This is a genomic window from Nocardia noduli, assembly GCF_019038455.1.
In the GTDB taxonomy this organism is placed as follows: domain Bacteria; phylum Actinomycetota; class Actinomycetes; order Mycobacteriales; family Mycobacteriaceae; genus Nocardia; species Nocardia noduli.
This window is the reverse complement of the sequence record NZ_JAFMPL010000021.1, coordinates 20,278-35,803: the sequence shown is the minus strand read 5'-3', so window position 1 is coordinate 35,803 and position 15,526 is coordinate 20,278. Positions and strand designations below refer to the sequence as shown.

The following is a 15,526-nucleotide window of genomic DNA, read 5'->3' as shown; positions in this document are numbered from 1 at the left end:
CGTGAGCGAACGTTCAATATTCCGACTATCTCTTCAATGAAGTATCTGATAGTTCAAGACAACGCCGCAGTGATCACACCGATGAGCTGATGGGAAGTCTGTCAGGTAGACCCGTCCACGACATGGGTTGTCAGTCGCGGGAGAGTTCGTCTGTCACGAGAGCTCTCGTATCAGCTCCAAGGTTCCCAACTCGCGAATCGCCTGGCAGCCTCGTTCGAGCATGGCGACCATCATCCCGTCGCCTCGGTCGGTCGACGCGGAGAATGCGGTGCCGAAACTGGCGATCAAGGGAATTTGCGGAAGGCCGAGCCGATAGTCGCGCCAACAGTCGGATTCGCTGTAGTCATCGATGCCATAGGTGACCAGCGTGCGATGGTAGCGACGGACGAGGTCTTGTTCCGTTTCGGCCCGGGTTTGTGGGTGAAGCCCGGTGGCGATGAAATAGGCCAGGTCGCGGGCCGGTAGGCCTACCGTGAGGGTTTGCCAGTCGACGACGGTGACCCTGGTGTTCTCGGGATCGAACAACAGATTGTCGAGTCGATAGTCACCGTGCAGAAGGCAGTACCGGTCCGGTTCGAGCATCAGCCAGTCGGCCACCAGAGTGCTGGTCTCGCGAAGCGTCTCCCTGGCGTCGACGGTCATCGCGGAACCTAGTTTTTCCAGAGTCGTGTCCGCGGCCATTTTCGCGATGTCGCCCATACCTTTGGCGAATGCCGCATCCGGCTTCGGCATGGTGGCGCCGGAAAACTGTAGCCATGTCGGATCGCACCAGCGCGGACCATGGAGTCCGGCGAGCGCCTCGACCGCCAAATCGGCCTGCGCGAGGTCGCAGCCCGCCAGTTGGTCACCTTGCACCGCGGGGGCGAGATCTTCGAGCAGGAGGACGAAGTCCGCGCCGGTCTCGTCGATCTCACAGTGGTAGCACTGCGGTACCGGCGCGCGTACCGTGTCGGCGACATCGGTGTAGAACGAATGCTCGGATCTGTAGCTCGGTGACACCCTCTCGCGGACGGACGGATCCTGGTGGGGCAATTTGATGATGAAGCTGTCAGGCAATCCCGGCTGCTGGTTCCCATAGCGTGCCTGCACGCGATATGTGGCGCCCGTCTGACCGGTGCCGACCGCGGTGACCTGAACCTCGTCGACGATCACGTCGGCTGCGGTGTCGGTGAGGACAGCTGACAACCAACTCGCGGTCACGTGGTCGGGCTTCGTGGGGATCGGCGGATTGCTGCTCATGTATGCCTTCTAATCGGTCAATTCCTCTGTAGCGCAGAGGAATTCTTCTTCGAGGACGATTCGTCGTATCGGTCATCGAGCGAGGATCGCTCATCCGGGCGCGCTTGTCGGTGCGAGGTCGGCGCCCGGTTGCCCGGTAGCGCTGCGGTCGGGTATCTCGAACCGTGCAGTACGGGGTACCGAAGCTCAGCTATTGTAGATCATGATACGATAATAGTTACAGTATCTTCTTGACCAGGAGCGACGATCTCCGTGTCGGCCGAGGCGCCGATGTGGCGTAGAGCCCCACTTCTATTGCAGTGAAGCGGGATTCCGCGATTGCGAGGCGGGAAGGTGCTCGGCGTGGACTCGGCCATCACGAAGCTGTGATCGAACTCGGCCGCCACCCAGGCTCCTCGCGGCATTTCGGCAAATACCTGGCATATGCTGTCGTATCGCCGGTCGTGAGCGCGACAGCCGAGCGGACTCTACGCTCGGATCGGAAGCCCTTGCCGGACAACGCAAACCGAGTGCGAGACGCGGCTCCGCTCAGCTCGGCCCAGTCGAGACCTCGGCCGCCGCTACGGTAACGCCGATCATCAATTGCTCGACGCAGCATGGATTCCCGTGGACGCGAAAGCTATTTTTTTCGCCGTTCGCGGCGCGTGATCGCTGCCTGCTGCGTTTTTTGCAGAGTCTTCTGCGCATGTTCGATGAAGCAGTCCAAGCCGTATTCGAAGGTATCCTCTTCGACGAAGCCAATCGTATGACCCTGTTTCATAAGCTTGGTCAGTGTCGGTAGTTTGTCCCTGTCGACCATCTCGGGAGCCTGGATACCGGCTTCCCGGTCCATGTCCTGTCGACGTTCCAGCATCGCGAGTCCGCGGGTATGCATAGCGAGTGAGAAGTAGATGTCGAGCGCGTCCTTCGGCCGAAATCCGACTTCGATCAGTGTCGTCAGGACCGCTTCGAATCGCTCCATCACCACCTGGTTGCTACTCGCACCGTAGGTGGTGGTGCGCATGATGACCAAGTCGCACAACACGGGATCTTCGCGAAAGAGCCGCCTCATCGTGCGTGCATGCTCGCGCAGCGACCGGTCCCAGCTCGCAGCGGAGATGAAGGGGATTCCGATGCTGTACCGTTCCAGGGCGCGATCGGTCATCGCGTCCAGCAGATATTCCTTGCTGCGGAAGTACCAGTAGATACTGGTCACTCCGACTTTCAGGTGCGCCGCCAGCGATGGCATCGTCAGGCTGTCCAGCGAAGTTTCGGCCGCCAGCGAGAATGCCGCATCGAGTATGTCGTCCGCATTGATCGACCCTCGTCGGCGACGCGGACGCTTCGGTGTGTCGGTTGCGACACTGTCGCTAGCCACTGAAATCCCTTCGGTTGGCATTGGTGGATATTCGACCGGGTGATCGGAACGTTCGTCGGCCCGGGGCTGTGGCTGCTCGCGCACCCTACTGCGCGAGTCGATCCGCCAAATCGCATCCCTCCAACTCGGATCTCGTTGTTCGGCCGTAAATAATACTGTAGTTGGCCTTACGTGCCCACGTCTTCGCGAGGCCAAGGGGCAGTTCGTGTTCGACCCCGGTCGGTTCGGGGGATGGGTTCGCAAGTTCCCGCGCTGTGGCTGCGGAGACGACATGTGATGGCCGACACCGCCGGGATCAGCGGGAGCGATCCCACTGATCCCGCCCCTTCGGCCTTCGCGATGTCGAGTGGTTGCTACGCGCGAGCACGCAGTCGCGAGAGTTCCGACTGCACCAAGCGGTCGTGTTCGAGCTGGTCCTCACGAGCTCGCTTCGGGCTCCAGCGCCCTGTCAGCAGAAACAGACTCGGCAAGAACAGGAGTTGCCCGATGAGGCAGGTCCACCACCAGTTCCGCCACTGTTTCGGGTTGTCGACGCTGGCTTGTTGTACCGCGGCGCCGCGGTCGGTCATGAAGGCCAGGTCGGCCGCGGGGATCTGCGATATCGACTGGAGACGCGCTCCGGCCTGCTGGACGACCGGGCCGTTGGCCTGGAGGAAGACGAGGTCGGGCACGGGCACAGAGGCCAACGCCTGCAGTCGCGCCCCGGCTTGGTCTGGCGTGATGCCGAGTTTGCCGGCGAGCTGCTGGACGGCTTCGGCAGCCGCCTGCGAGTTCGTGGGATCGATGAACATCTTGGTGAGAACGGCCTGGTCGATGGCCGAGGCGGTGATGAGCTGCTCGGAGTAGGTGGCGTTGAGGGTGATCACCTTGGTGATGTCGGCCTCCGATTTACCGCTCAGAGCGGCGAGTGCCTTCGCCTGCGCTCCGACATCGTTCGGATTGGCGCCCATTGCCGCCAATGTCGCGGGATCCACGGTCTGAAGCACCGCGAGCTGGCCGGCGTACGTCGTCGAGATCTCCTGCATTCGCGGTCCGTCCTCGACCAGAGTCGTGGTGGCGGACACGGCGAACGGGAAGATGGCCAGAGCGGCAGTGAAGATCAGGCGGGTCGTGGATCCCCAGACCGCCAGACCGGTCGCGGTGGCAGCGGGATTGCGCTTTTCAACGGTTTCGGTGAACCCCGCCATCCAGGTCGCGTTCATCAGACCCTGACCGAGGCCGGCGATCGCCAGATACAGCTTTATCGAACCGATCGTTGCTTCGGGATCTGTGGCGGCCTGCGCGAAGAAGAACAGGCCGACCACACTCACGAGCGTGCCGAAGACGATGAAGGGTTTGCGTACCCGGATCCGGTCCGACAGGACCCCCGAGACGATGAGCGCGATGGCCATCGGGATCCAGTACCAGTTCACCACCGCGTTCGCCTGGGCTTCTGTCTGCCCGAACACGGTAACCAGGTACACCACGAGGAATCCGGCGGCCACGGCATAGAACAGCAGGTACAGGCCGACTGCGACCGAAGACAAGACGATGTCCGGGCGCAGCATCTGACGCCAATGCCCGTGCACCGCTTCCTCGGGGTCGATCCCCGCGGCCTTGGCTTCGATGAGCGTACGGTCCTTCACGGTCACCATGAGCTGGTCACGCAGCCTCGGGGACAGTTCACGAAGTCCGATCACCGCCACCGCCCACACGACGAGGCCCGCGGCGCCCGCGACGTAGAACTGCCAGCGCCATTCCGGGTGGCTACCCAGGGTGCGGCTGGATACCTGTGTCGCGGCGATGCTGCCCAGTACGGGTCCCAAAACCCAGAAACCCATGGCCTTCGCACGCCCGAGTTGTGGCGAGAAGTCGCGGACCAGTGCCGGGCTCGCCACGAGCGCGACGCCTTCGGCCACGCTCACCAGCGCGAATATGACGTAGTAGCCGGTCTTGCTGCCCGCGTTCGGCAGGCCGAAGGCGATCAGGAGAACGGTGATCAGCATCGAACCCAGGACGACGTTCGACCGTCCCCACCGATCGGCGAGCCCCGTTCCGAACGCGGCGACCGCGCCGACCAGTGAGCCGACCACTCCCACATAGACGTACTGGGTGAAAGTCAATCCGAACTCGCGCATGATCTGAGCCGCGACGGTGCCCTGCACGTAGGTCAGGTAATACAGCATGATGGTGATGAGCAGGACGATCCCCAGATACGTCCGTCGTTCCCGGTTGTCCGGATATCGGTCGAGTCGGCGCGCCCAGAGCCGGGTGTACCACGGGGCCGCCGCCGGTTCGGGCGCTGGCGAGGGGATGGTCGGGGATGTGGTGGTGGACGTCATCGTCGCTTTCCTCATGGGGTGGCTGTCGTCGCGAAAAGCGTTGCAACAGCGCTGGGTAGGTCTTTTGTCGCGAGAGCCGCTCAGGTGAACGTGTTCGTGGAGCGGTCGCTGGTCGGCCGTGCCGACTGTCCGTGCGGTGCGGAATCCGTGATGAGCCCGCGGATTGAATCAAGCCGCTTCGAGTATCGATTCATTCCGAATCGCGATCTCGGTGCGGTTGCCGACTCGGCCGTAACCGGCGACGCCCTCGCGGTGAACGGACGGAGACTCGGTCAACGCTTCCCCGAGCTCGCGGAAGTGACTGTCGGCAGCGAACACCGGGAAGGAAAGCTCGCGCGAGGGCATGGCTACCTCCTGGGATGAGATGTTCAATATATGGGGACAAGCTATCGGATCAGAAATGAGAGCTGATACTGTTGTCGGTACCGTACTAAGGTACAGCTATTTTCGCGCAAGTCCATAGGCGCGAGCGCGAAAAATCGATCGAGTAAGCCGCGCGAACCCGCCGCGGGGTCGAGTCGGAGGACCACTGAGTCCGGAGCAGATCGTGATGGCCCACGGAATGAACGAGAGCGATGACCCGGGCCGGAGGCGGCTGACGTGGGCTCGCCCGACGGTGCCGGGTCCGGCACTTTCCCTGAAGACGTTCGAATCCGCGTCTTCTCGATAGATTGGAGAACGATGTCCGACGAACTGGTCACCTATGAGGTGTCAGAGGGAATCGCCACGATCAGCCTCGATCGTCCGGACGTCGCCAACGCCCAGAACCCCGAGTTGTTGGATCGGCTCGACAGTCTCTGGTCCGCGGCGGCCGACGATCCGGACGTGCGGGTGATCGTGTTGCGGGCCAATGGCAAGCACTTCTCCTCCGGTCACGACCTCGCCGCCTCTTCCGGGCGCGCTCGGTCGGACAAGTGGACCGTCGCCGAAGTCTATGAGTTCGAGGCCCGCCGATACGTCGGTTACTCCCTGAAGTGGCGCAACATTCCGAAACCCTCGATCGCGGCGGTGCAGGGAGCCTGTATCGCGGGCGGTCTGCTGCTGGCATGGCCGTGTGATCTGATCGTCGCCGCGGACAACGCCAAGTTCTCGGACCCGGTCGTCGCCATGGGTATCGGCGGCGTCGAATACCACGGACATACCTGGGAACTCGGCGCCCGACTGGCCAAAGAGATCCTGTTCACCGGCCGACCGGTCACCGCGGAGGAAGCATTGCGGGTCGGCATGGTCAATCGGGTTGTTCCGCTCGCGGAGTTGGACGCGGCGACGCGGCAGCTTGCGAGCGAGATCGCGAGCAAACATCCGTTCGCGTTGAGAATGGCGAAACGGGCGGTGAATCAGACGCTCGACGTCCAGGGGTTCACGACGGCGGTGCAGTCCGTCTTCGATATCCATTCATTGGGCCACGGCCACGCCATCACAGAAGCCGGATTCCCGGTTCTGGTAGGTCTCGAAGGCATGAAGAAGTCGATTGCGGCACAGTGATCAGCGCATCGCGGTGAGCCGGACGGGACGTTAGGGAGTCGATGCGATTCATATATCACTATCCGGAGACGGCCGGGTACGAAGGCGATCTGCTCGACGCGGGTCCGTTGCCGGAGATCGCCGCGGCGACCGAGCGGAACGGGTTCGACGGCTTCTCGTTGAGTGAGCATCCGGCGCCGGGCGCCCGCTGGCTGGCCGCGGGGGGTCATCAGACGCTGGATCCGTTCATCGGGTTGGCGTTCGTAGCGGCGGCGACCGAGCGGTTGCGGTTGATCACGTATCTGACGGTGGCGCCGTATCGCAATCCGATGCTGCTGGCGAAAACCGCTGCCTCGCTGGATATCCTGTCAGGTGGGCGGGTAACCGTCGGGTTGGGTACGGGTTATCAGAAGAGCGAGTTCCATGCCCTCGGCGTCGATTTCGAGGAACGCAACATCTTGTTCGACGAGGCCCTGGATGTGCTGCCGCGGCATTGGAGCGGTGAGCCGTTCAGCTATACCGGCCGTCACTTCAGCGCGCGCGACGTCATCGCGCGACCGCGACCACCCCAGCAGCCGATTCCGTTGTGGATCGGCGGCAATTCCGCGCTGAGTCGTCGCCGGGTGGCCGAGCGGGCACAGGGCTGGATCCCGATGAGCGGTGGCGCCGAGTTGGCCACCACCGCGCGCACACCGTCGCTGGGGTCGGTGCCGGAGTTGGCGCGCAAGATCACCGAGATCAGAGCCCGGGCGCAAGAGGCCGGGCGGACCGACCATATCGATGTGGTCTATTCCTACGGCGACGAGTCCATCACCGAACCGACGGTCGACGTGGAGCGCCATACCGCGGCATTGGCCGAACTGGGCGAAGCCGGAGTGGACTGGATCGTGATCTCGAACCGGACCCGCGAGTACCGGGAGACATTGGATTTCATCGAGGGCTTCGGCACCACCTATCTCGCGTCGGTCACGTGAAAGGCTGGTTCGAACAGCGCGCGGGACTGGACGGCACGGTCGCTGTCGTGACCGGTGGCGCGGGCGGGCTCGGTCGGGCGATTGTCACCGACCTCGCCGCCAACGGTGTGCGAGTCGCGGTACTCGACACCGACCCCGACGCCACCGAGGCGCTGGCCCGGGTCGCGACCGAACGCGGCCTCGACATCCTCACACGAGTCGGTGACGCGAGGAATCCTGATGTCCTCGCCGCGCTCTTCGACGCCACCGACACTCGATGGGGACGCCTGGACATCGTGGTCAACGTGGTCGGCGGCACCTTCCGCGCGCCCTTCAGCGAGACCAACGCCAAGGGCTGGGACGCGGTGATACGCACCAACCTCACCCATGTGCTGCACACCTGTTCACTGGCGATACCGCGCATGCGCGCGGGCGGACGCGGCGGCAGCATCATCAACCTCACCACCATCGAAGCGCACCGGGCCGCGCCCGGTTTCGCGGTGTACACCGCGGCCAAGGCCGCGGTGGAGCAATTCGCCCGCACCATGGCGGTGGAACTCGCTCCCGACCGGATCCGGGTCAACAACATCGCACCCGACTACGTGCCCACGCCCAACCTGGCACGCATCGGCCACCCCGACAACGCGTTCGAAGACCCCGTCGGGGTGCGCGTCGCGGTCCCGATGGGCAGGGTCGGCGACGTCACCGATATCTCGAACAGCGTGGTGTTCCTGGCTTCGGCGCTCTCGTCCTACATCACCGGGTCGACGCTGCATCCCGACGGCGGCACCAAAGCATCGGCCGGCTGGTTCAACTGGCCCGACTACGGCTGGGCCAACCACGCGCCACTAGACCTGCTGCACGGTGCCGCCGACAAGGCAGCGACGTCACCGGGAAATGAACCTACAGGATGACTATTGATCGGGCCTGCCTCATCGCGGGCTGGGTCGGAGGGAGGATCGCATGGAGATCGACTCGGTCGCTGTGCACGGATTGCTGGCACGCTACGGGCGTTTGATCGACCAGCGCCGCGCCGAGGAGTGGAGCGAACTGTTCGTCGCGGACGGCTGTCTCGAGATCCCGGAGCGGGACCTCGTCGAGGGTCGCGCCGCGCTGACCGAATTCGCCGCGAACTCGCCGGAGGGGACGCACCTCACCGGTATCCCGGATCTGAGCCGTGGGGCGGATCGGGTGCTGGCATCCTCGTCGTGGATTTTCGTCGCCCGGGGGCAGCAGGAAATTCGTACGGGCTTCTACCACGACGAGATCCTGCCGCCGGCGGAATCAGGTGGTGACATGCTTTTCGTTCGTCGCAGCATCGTGTTCTTGCCGGTGCGGTCGGAATCCGACGTTCCGGGGGACGCGGCGGGTCTCGGTGTATGAGGGTCGGTCTGCACCGACGAAGGTGCCCGGTCGTCTCTGAGGGAGTCCGCCCGGGGCGCAACCCGGCGCTCGGTCGAGTTGCGCGGACGTGCCGAACCAGGGCGGGTGTCGTGCGGGTGTCGCGGTCGCCTTCGCGTACATAACCGATCGGGATGACAAAGGGTATTGGAGCCGATGTGGCTTCCGACACAGAATGAAGGGGTGTCCTTTCGTGCCCGACGCCCGCGGCATTCGAACGGCGGAGGGAACGGGTGTGAACGTCACTGCTCTCACGTGCGTGACTTCGCCGAGGTGCGGTGTCGCCGCATCCAGGTCCCCGGTCGGGTGGAATTCCGAGCCGGGCGGCTGACTTTCGGCACGTACACCGTCCCCGTAGCAATCACTTCAGAGGGAGAACAATTTCATGGGAGAGACGACAGTCGGCCCGCAGACACAGGCAGCCGACGCGCTGGCCGAAGCCGAGACATCACTGCGGGAACACGGTTGGTGTGTGGTGCCCGATGTGCTGACGGCCGATCAGGTCGCTCTGGGCAAGGACTTGCTCTGGAAGGCGGCCGAGGCGCAGGCCGCGGCGGGTGTGTCGGCCTCGCATCTCGACCCCAATGATCGAAATGTTCGGGTGTATAACCTGCCCGCTGTCGATCGGTACTTCATCGATCTCCTCGAACACCCGGCGGCCCTGGCGCTTGTTCGAAGTGTCCTCGATACCCCCGAGCTGGTATCCAACTTCACGGCGAACATCGCCCTGCCCGGATCCGGCGCGATGCGCATACATTCCGATCAGGCTCTGGTGGTCCCCGAGCCGTGGGTGCAGCCCTGGGCGATCAACATCATCTGGTGCCTCGACGACGTACACGAAGCGAACGGCGCCACTCGCTTTCTGCCCGGCAGTCATCACTTCAGTCGAATGGCCGACCTGCCCGCCGACGCGGCGGACAGGATGCAGGCATACTCGGCGCCCGCCGGTTCGATGATCGCGATGGACGGCCGGGTGTGGCATACCTCCGGGTCGAATGTCACCGCCGACGAGCAGCGCGCGATGCTGTTCGCCTACTACTCGGTGGACTTTCTGCGACAGCAGATGAATTGGTCGATGACCCTGCCGCCCAAGACCATCGAAGCGATGTCGAGCGAGACCAGGACGCTGTTCGGAATCGGCGCCAGCGGCAACACGCGAATCGGCGCGGAATTGACGCGATTGAACGGACAGTGAGCCCCCGGGCACAGTCGTAGCATATCGGCGATGCGGTCGGCATATCACCGACCGCATCGCCGAATCGTTCTACTGTCTTTTCGGTCAGCGGGGAATCACGGCACCAGCAGGGTGAGCATCTCGGCGACACACGCGGGCTTCGACGCGTTCTCCAATTCGACCGAGAAGCGGGTTGTGAGCAGGTGCCCCGTGGAGCTCGGCTCCAGCGAGAGGAATTCGGCGTACGCGCGGAGTCTGCCCTCGGCTGGAACCGTGGTGGGGAAACGCACCTTGTTCAGTCCGTAGTTGACGCGTGCGCTTCCGAAATCGGTGCGGCACAGCTGTGCGTTGAATCGTGGGATCAGCGACAAGGTGAGGAATCCGTGCGCGATGGTGCCGCCGAAATGGCTCGCGGCCGCGCGTTCGATGTCGACATGCGGCCACTGGTGGTCTTCGGTCACATCGGCGAATTCGTTGATGCGTCGCTGGCTCACCGAAAGCCACGGGCTGGGGCCGATTTTCGTACCGAGCGCGGCGCGAAGCTCGTCGAGCGAGCCGAAAACGCCGGTCACGAGACCGCCTCTGCGAAGAATGCGACGAGTTCGTCGATGACGAGTGCGGAAGGCATCGTTACTCCTGTTCGGTGTGCGTGGATGAACGGGTCCGATGTGAACCGGCTACGGATGGCCCGCGGGGGAGCGGGACAGCCGCTCGTCCTCCGACGTTCCCAGACAACCGCTTTCGATCAGCTCATCGATATCGTGCTGTGAGTACCCGAGCAGGCTCCGGACGACTTCCGCCCCGTCGCCTCCCAGCGCGGGCGCCGCGTCGGCAGACAGATGGCTTCCGTCGAACCTGGCGGGAAGTCCGGCGGCACGGTACGTGCCGATGCCGGGCTGTTCGAGGGGAGCGAACAGTGGGTTGGCCTCGAGTTCTCCGCTGCCGACGACTTCTTCGAAGGTCCGATACCGTTCGAACAGCACCGAACTGTTCTCCAACGCGGCGGCGACTTCGGCGCCGGTGCGTTCGGCGAACCAGCTGCCGAATACCGCGTTCAGGATGGCGCGGTGGCGATAGCGGTCCGCGTCTTTCGAGAAGTCGGCACCCAGACCGGCTTCGAGTGCGTCCACCACCGCACCCTGTCCGGTCAGTCGCACCAGATCACGCATATGGCGGGGGGTCAGCGCGACGACCATGAACCGTTGCGAGTCCTCGGTGACGAAATCGCAGCCATAGGTTCCATACACGGCGTTGCCGGTGGATTCGCGTCCTGATCCGTTGACCTGGACCTCGGTGAGATACCCGAGAGACCCCGAGATCGCCAGCGCCACATCGGCCAACGGTAGCGTGATCTCGGTTCCGAGCCCGGTCGTGTCACGGTGCCGGACCGCGGCGACGATCGCCAGCGCGGCGTACAAGCCGCAGGACACATCCCATGCGGGCAGGACATGGTTGACGGGGTCGGTATTCCGGACCGGACCGGTGATCGAGGGGAACCCGGTCGCGGCGTTGACCGTGTAGTCCACCGCTGCTCGTCCGTCGCGGGTGCCGGTGATCTCGAGGGTGATGACATCGGAGCGCAGTTCGCTCAGCACCGGGTGGCTCAGCCAGTCGCGACCACCCATATTGGTCACGAGAATGCCCCCGCCCGTACCGGATTCGGTGATCAGCCGTTGTACCAGCTTCTGCCCTTCGGGGCGTCGCATATCGCAGGTGATCGAACGTTTGCCGCGATTGAGACCGGTCCAGTAGATACTGTCCCCGGAGTCGGTCACCGGCCATCGGTTCTTGTCCGCGCCGCCACCGATCGGATCGACGCGAATGACGTCGGCGCCGAGTTGCGACAGCGTGAGCCCGCACAGCGGCGAGGCGACGAAACTCGATACCTCGATGATTCTCAGACCGGCCAGGGGGCGGTTCGACTTGTCGTGTGTCATGCCATCAATCCTGTGAATCGCCAGTCCAGAACCGGGCGGTCCGCCGCGGTCGCGTTGTGGGCTCGCACGATCGAACGCAACCGCAGCGCGGTGCCCGATCCGTGCGGCTCGGCGCCTTCCACCTCGACTGCGCTGGTCAGAGTGTCGCCCTCGTGGACAGGGCCCGTGTGGTCACAGGATTCCCAGCTCAGCACCGTCACCAGATTCGGCAGTGCGCGTGTCGCCTGGCCCAGTGCGATGCCGATGGTGTGGCCACCGTAGACCAATCTGCCCTCGGCGCCTACGCGTTCGTCGTGGTGTACGGCGGCGAGATTGAGTGTGAGCCGTGCGAGTTCCGGTGCGTTGGAGACGACGTCGCCGCTGCTGTGGAAGATCGAGCCGACCAACCCCGGTGTGAAGTGCGGGCCGGGCAGCCGCGTACGGAACGCGTCGAGTTTCCAGTCGGCTGTCGGCATCGGTGGTGCGGTCGCGGTCGTCCCGATCGTGGACAGATCGTCGGAGTGCACCGGTCGGTCCAGTGCCGCCTCGGGGTTCACCGGCAGCATGGCGCATCGGTGGAAGTCCAGGACGGTGCGATCGTGCTGGTCGACGGAGGTGACGCGCAGCGCGGCGAGACCGGTCGGCGCACGCCCGGGCCGTCGACTGTTGTCCCGCAGCCCTACCACCTCGGTCCGCGTACTCAGCGTGTCCCCGAGCACGGGAAATCGGTGAAATCGCAGGCCACGATAGAAGAGGTTCGCCTTCACGTGGTGGGTCGCCGCCGTCGACTGGCCGATCGCGATATCCCACACCAGGCCGGGGTGCGCGACCGAGGTGGACACGCCGGTGACCTTCTCGGAGGTCGGTGCGTCCAGGGGCAGACGCAGACGGTCGCCGACAATCGCCTGGTGTATCGCGGCCAGGCCGCTGGTGAGGGTTACCGCCGGTGCCGAATCGAAGACCGCGCCGTGCTCGAGATCATCGAAATAGGGTCCGCCCACGAAGATTTCATTCATTTCACATGCCTTCCGGAGCGAGGGCGACCGGGTGTGGCTCGCCGTTCGTCTCGTGCTTCGCCGACTGGAGACCGCTTCGCGTCCTAACGCCGCAGCTGCTTCTCGCTGCGTTCGGTGAAAGGCGGTCGCGCGATGCGCAGCAGGAAGTCGGAGAAGTTGCCGCGTCGAAAGATCGAACGCTCGTGACTGAATACGCGAACGCTGTGTTCGCCGTGATAGGAGCCCATTCCGCTGGCACCGACCCCGCCGAAGGGGAGGTCGGGTATGCCCAGTTGGAGCATGAGCGCGTTGATCGTCAGCGAACCGGACGACGTCTCTCGGACCAGTGTGGCCTGCACCGCCTCCGAGGTGGTGAACGCGTAGGCCGCCAAGGGATGGCTACCGGCGCGGATGGTCGCCACTGCTTCGTCGAGGTTCTCGACCGTGACGATCGGGAGTATCGGTCCGAAGATCTCCTCGCGCATGACCGGTGAGTCGGCGGCGACATCCACGAGGACGGTCGGCTCGATGTATTTGTCACCGAGATCATGCGCGCCGCCCAGCGCCACGGTCCCCGATTCGAGAAGTCCGATCAGGCGCGCGGTGTGGCGTTCGTTGACGATTCTGCTGTAGTCGGGATTCGATTTCGGGTCGTCGCCGTAGAGGCGACGGATCGAGTCGCGCAACGCGTCGACCAGCCGGGGCGCGACGTCGGGTGTGGTGAGGACGTAGTCCGGTGCGACACAGGTCTGGCCGTTGTTCGTGCACTTTCCCCAGGCGATCCAGTCGGCGGCCTTCTCGATGGGGAAGGTGTCGTCGACCCACACCGGTGACTTGCCGCCCAGTTCCAAGGTGACCGGAGTGAGCGTCTTCGCCGCGGCCGCCATGACGATCTTGCCGACGGTCTCGTTGCCCGTGAAGAAGATGTGGTCGAATTTCTCGTTCAGCAACGCGGTCGTCTCCTCGACACCGCCCTCCACGACTCGCACGGCGTCGGCGTCGAGATAGCGGGGCAGCAGGTCCGCCAGCGCCGCGGAGCATCGAGGTGTCAATTCGCTGGGTTTCAACACCACCGTGTTTCCCGCCGCGAGGGCGCCGATCAACGGCATGAGGGCCAGGTGCAGAGGATAGTTCCAGGGCGCGATGATCAACACTGTCCCGAGTGGCTGGCGATGTACCCGAGCGCGCCCGGGGCCCATCGACAACGGCGTCCGTACCCGGCGATCCCGGGTCCATTTCCCGAGGTTCTTTCGGACGTACGCGGATTCGGTCCGGACCGAGTAGATATCGGCTATGTAGCCATCGATGGGTTTACGGCCGAGATCATGGAGCAGCGCCTGTTCGAGTTCTCCCGAACGCTCGGTGAGCATTGTTTCCAGAGCGCGCAGTTGTTCGACGCGCCAGGACAGAGCGCGGGTCTTTCCCGAATCGAAAACCCGCCGCGCGGCCCGCACCTCGTCGGCCACCGAAACAGGTCGTTGGGTAGATGAGGCCGCCGCGGTCATGGTTCGACTCCTGATTCGTTGGTGATTCCGCACGGTCCGACGTGAGTTCAGAAGGTTTCGACTCCGTTGTTCCACGCGGGCGGCAGGTCTGGATCTGCCGCCGGATAGCAAACATGAACGTATCCGAACGATCATTCAATTGTCTACATTTTGATTCATTTGTCCCGTGCGCGCAGCTGAGCTCCGCGCCTGTGCGGTCGGGGCTGCCCCCGTGATGCCGACGTCGATCGCCGAATCCACACGTGCCGTGACCGCATCATCGGAGAGGTCGGGACGGACTGGTGCGCACCCGAGTGATCGCGGTAAGTGTCGTTCTATCGCTCGGGCGCGCAACAGCCTGCCTCATTCGGTCGATAGATCCTGCGGCCTGCCGCCCGGATCATCGCTCGCCGACTGTTCGGCTCGGCGCCACCCCGGTAGCACCTCGTCCGCGATCTCCTCGATGAGCGGGTCGTCCGGGTCGGCCTGTTGCACCCGTGCGAACAGTTGCCCGTACCTGCGGTAACTCGCGCCTCGCTCCTGGGTGGACCGGAATTTCGCGCCGCCTGAAAGACGCTGCGGAACAAAGGGATTGGAACCCCTTTGCAATCCCTCCAATTCGGTGAGCAGTCGATCGCGGAGTGTGTCACCCACGGTCGTCGCCGACTCCGTTCACCGCGACGAGCGGCGTTTCGTCGGGAATGCCGGGGCGGTAGAAGGCGGCCAGCTGCGCCGTAGCGGCGGCAAGACCCACGCCGACCGCGATGGCGACGCCGGTTCTGCCCGCCAGGGCACGGTCGATTCCGAGCTTGTGGTCGATGCTCCACCGGCCCGGACCGAGTTCGGCCAGGACAGTGGCGGCGGCGGCCAGATTCCCGACGTACTCGTAACCCTCTGCGGTGATGAAGAATCCGTTCGCCAGGTGGACCGAACGCGCCGCGACCGCCATCGTCGCGACGACGGCGGCGGCGGCCAGCGATGTACCGGCTCCGAGGATCAGCGCCGCACCGGCTCCGACCTCGACCACGGCACTCGCCTGCGCCTGTACTCGTGGATGCCGGAAACCGATCGACCCGAACCATCCGGCGGTGCCGTCGATGCTGCGGCCGTGCTTGACGCCGTGTGCGATCATCGTCGCGCCGATGCCCGAGCGCAGAATGAGGGCACCTACCGTGCCGTATCGCCGGTCGGTTCGTGTGGTGGGCAGACCCATGAGTGCGGA

15 protein-coding genes are annotated in these 15,526 nt (G+C 64.2%); 5 read left to right on the top strand and 10 right to left on the bottom strand.

What is annotated here, in order from left to right; translation table 11 throughout:
* Window positions 1-153: 153 nt before the first annotated feature.
* The 4 genes from JZ792_RS14910 to JZ792_RS14895 all read right to left on the bottom strand — a co-directional run bounded on the left by JZ792_RS14910 (window position 154) and on the right by JZ792_RS14895 (window position 5,262).
* On the bottom strand, window positions 154-1,239 hold the full coding sequence (locus tag JZ792_RS14910; protein WP_216911060.1) for a phosphotransferase family protein: 1,086 nt from the start codon (window positions 1,237-1,239) through the stop codon (window positions 154-156).
* 619 nt (window positions 1,240-1,858) lie between these two features.
* Complete coding sequence (locus JZ792_RS14905) at window positions 1,859-2,617, bottom strand: TetR/AcrR family transcriptional regulator (protein WP_216911059.1); 759 nt, start codon at window positions 2,615-2,617, stop codon at window positions 1,859-1,861.
* Between the two features lie 332 nt (window positions 2,618-2,949).
* Complete coding sequence (locus JZ792_RS14900) at window positions 2,950-4,917, bottom strand: MFS transporter (protein ID WP_216911058.1); 1,968 nt, start codon at window positions 4,915-4,917, stop codon at window positions 2,950-2,952.
* A 168-nt stretch (window positions 4,918-5,085) separates the two neighbouring features.
* Complete coding sequence (locus JZ792_RS14895; RefSeq protein WP_216911057.1) at window positions 5,086-5,262, bottom strand: hypothetical protein; 177 nt, start codon at window positions 5,260-5,262, stop codon at window positions 5,086-5,088.
* A gap of 336 nt (window positions 5,263-5,598) precedes the next feature.
* Here JZ792_RS14895 and JZ792_RS14890 point away from each other — a divergent pair, with 336 nt between their 5' ends.
* The 5 genes from JZ792_RS14890 (at window position 5,599) to JZ792_RS14870 (ending at window position 9,930) form a co-directional block, all read left to right on the top strand.
* Window positions 5,599-6,402: an enoyl-CoA hydratase gene (locus tag JZ792_RS14890; RefSeq protein ID WP_216911056.1), complete on the top strand. Its 804-nt coding sequence runs from the start codon at window positions 5,599-5,601 to the stop codon at window positions 6,400-6,402.
* 41 nt (window positions 6,403-6,443) lie between these two features.
* A complete protein-coding gene (locus JZ792_RS14885; RefSeq protein WP_216911055.1) occupies window positions 6,444-7,355 on the top strand; it encodes an LLM class F420-dependent oxidoreductase in 912 nt (303 codons plus the stop codon).
* Window positions 7,352-8,248, top strand: coding sequence for an SDR family NAD(P)-dependent oxidoreductase (locus JZ792_RS14880; RefSeq protein WP_216911054.1), 897 nt, complete (start codon window positions 7,352-7,354; stop codon window positions 8,246-8,248). Before JZ792_RS14885 ends, JZ792_RS14880 begins: the two co-directional genes overlap by 4 nt.
* A gap of 49 nt (window positions 8,249-8,297) precedes the next feature.
* Window positions 8,298-8,717: a nuclear transport factor 2 family protein gene (locus JZ792_RS14875; protein WP_216911053.1), complete on the top strand. Its 420-nt coding sequence runs from the start codon at window positions 8,298-8,300 to the stop codon at window positions 8,715-8,717.
* A 403-nt stretch (window positions 8,718-9,120) separates the two neighbouring features.
* Window positions 9,121-9,930, top strand: a complete 810-nt coding sequence (locus tag JZ792_RS14870) for a phytanoyl-CoA dioxygenase family protein (RefSeq protein ID WP_216911052.1) — start codon at window positions 9,121-9,123, stop codon at window positions 9,928-9,930.
* A gap of 95 nt (window positions 9,931-10,025) precedes the next feature.
* Here JZ792_RS14870 and JZ792_RS14865 read toward each other — a convergent pair whose 3' ends face one another.
* From JZ792_RS14865 to JZ792_RS14840, 6 genes are all read right to left on the bottom strand, one after another.
* The gene (locus tag JZ792_RS14865) at window positions 10,026-10,481 is read right to left on the bottom strand and encodes a MaoC family dehydratase (protein WP_216911051.1); all 456 of its coding nucleotides are present in this window, start codon (window positions 10,479-10,481) and stop codon (window positions 10,026-10,028) included.
* Window positions 10,482-10,586: 105 nt separating this feature from the next.
* Window positions 10,587-11,846 carry a CoA transferase gene (locus JZ792_RS14860; RefSeq protein WP_216911050.1) on the bottom strand — a complete coding sequence of 420 codons (1,260 nt, stop codon included), beginning with the start codon at window positions 11,844-11,846 and terminating at the stop codon, window positions 10,587-10,589.
* Window positions 11,843-12,841 carry a MaoC family dehydratase gene (locus tag JZ792_RS14855; RefSeq protein WP_216911049.1) on the bottom strand — a complete coding sequence of 333 codons (999 nt, stop codon included), beginning with the start codon at window positions 12,839-12,841 and terminating at the stop codon, window positions 11,843-11,845. Before JZ792_RS14855 ends, JZ792_RS14860 begins: the two co-directional genes overlap by 4 nt.
* Window positions 12,842-12,924: 83 nt before the next feature.
* Window positions 12,925-14,460: an aldehyde dehydrogenase family protein gene (locus tag JZ792_RS14850; RefSeq protein ID WP_216911048.1), complete on the bottom strand. Its 1,536-nt coding sequence runs from the start codon at window positions 14,458-14,460 to the stop codon at window positions 12,925-12,927.
* 207 nt (window positions 14,461-14,667) lie between these two features.
* Window positions 14,668-14,958, bottom strand: coding sequence for a hypothetical protein (locus JZ792_RS14845; protein WP_216911047.1), 291 nt, complete (start codon window positions 14,956-14,958; stop codon window positions 14,668-14,670).
* A complete protein-coding gene (locus JZ792_RS14840; RefSeq protein WP_216911046.1) occupies window positions 14,951-15,517 on the bottom strand; it encodes a DoxX family protein in 567 nt (188 codons plus the stop codon). Before JZ792_RS14840 ends, JZ792_RS14845 begins: the two co-directional genes overlap by 8 nt.
* Window positions 15,518-15,526: the final 9 nt, after the last annotated feature.

Excerpts from the sequence above, each read along its gene's own strand:
- JZ792_RS14910 (WP_216911060.1), bottom strand. The coding sequence starts at position 1,239 with ATGAGCAGCAATCCGCCGATCCCCACGAAGCCCGACCACGTGACCGCG.
- JZ792_RS14905 (WP_216911059.1), bottom strand. The coding sequence starts at position 2,617 with ATGCCAACCGAAGGGATTTCAGTGGCTAGCGACAGTGTCGCAACCGAC.
- JZ792_RS14900 (WP_216911058.1), bottom strand. The coding sequence starts at position 4,917 with ATGACGTCCACCACCACATCCCCGACCATCCCCTCGCCAGCGCCCGAA.
- JZ792_RS14895 (WP_216911057.1), bottom strand. The coding sequence starts at position 5,262 with ATGCCCTCGCGCGAGCTTTCCTTCCCGGTGTTCGCTGCCGACAGTCAC.
- JZ792_RS14890 (WP_216911056.1), top strand. The coding sequence starts at position 5,599 with ATGTCCGACGAACTGGTCACCTATGAGGTGTCAGAGGGAATCGCCACG.
- JZ792_RS14885 (WP_216911055.1), top strand. The coding sequence starts at position 6,444 with ATGCGATTCATATATCACTATCCGGAGACGGCCGGGTACGAAGGCGAT.
- JZ792_RS14875 (WP_216911053.1), top strand. The coding sequence starts at position 8,298 with ATGGAGATCGACTCGGTCGCTGTGCACGGATTGCTGGCACGCTACGGG.
- JZ792_RS14870 (WP_216911052.1), top strand. The coding sequence starts at position 9,121 with ATGGGAGAGACGACAGTCGGCCCGCAGACACAGGCAGCCGACGCGCTG.
- JZ792_RS14860 (WP_216911050.1), bottom strand. The coding sequence starts at position 11,846 with ATGACACACGACAAGTCGAACCGCCCCCTGGCCGGTCTGAGAATCATC.
- JZ792_RS14855 (WP_216911049.1), bottom strand. The coding sequence starts at position 12,841 with ATGAATGAAATCTTCGTGGGCGGACCCTATTTCGATGATCTCGAGCAC.
- JZ792_RS14850 (WP_216911048.1), bottom strand. The coding sequence starts at position 14,460 with ATGATCGTTCGGATACGTTCATGTTTGCTATCCGGCGGCAGATCCAGA.
- JZ792_RS14840 (WP_216911046.1), bottom strand. The coding sequence starts at position 15,517 with ATGGGTCTGCCCACCACACGAACCGACCGGCGATACGGCACGGTAGGT.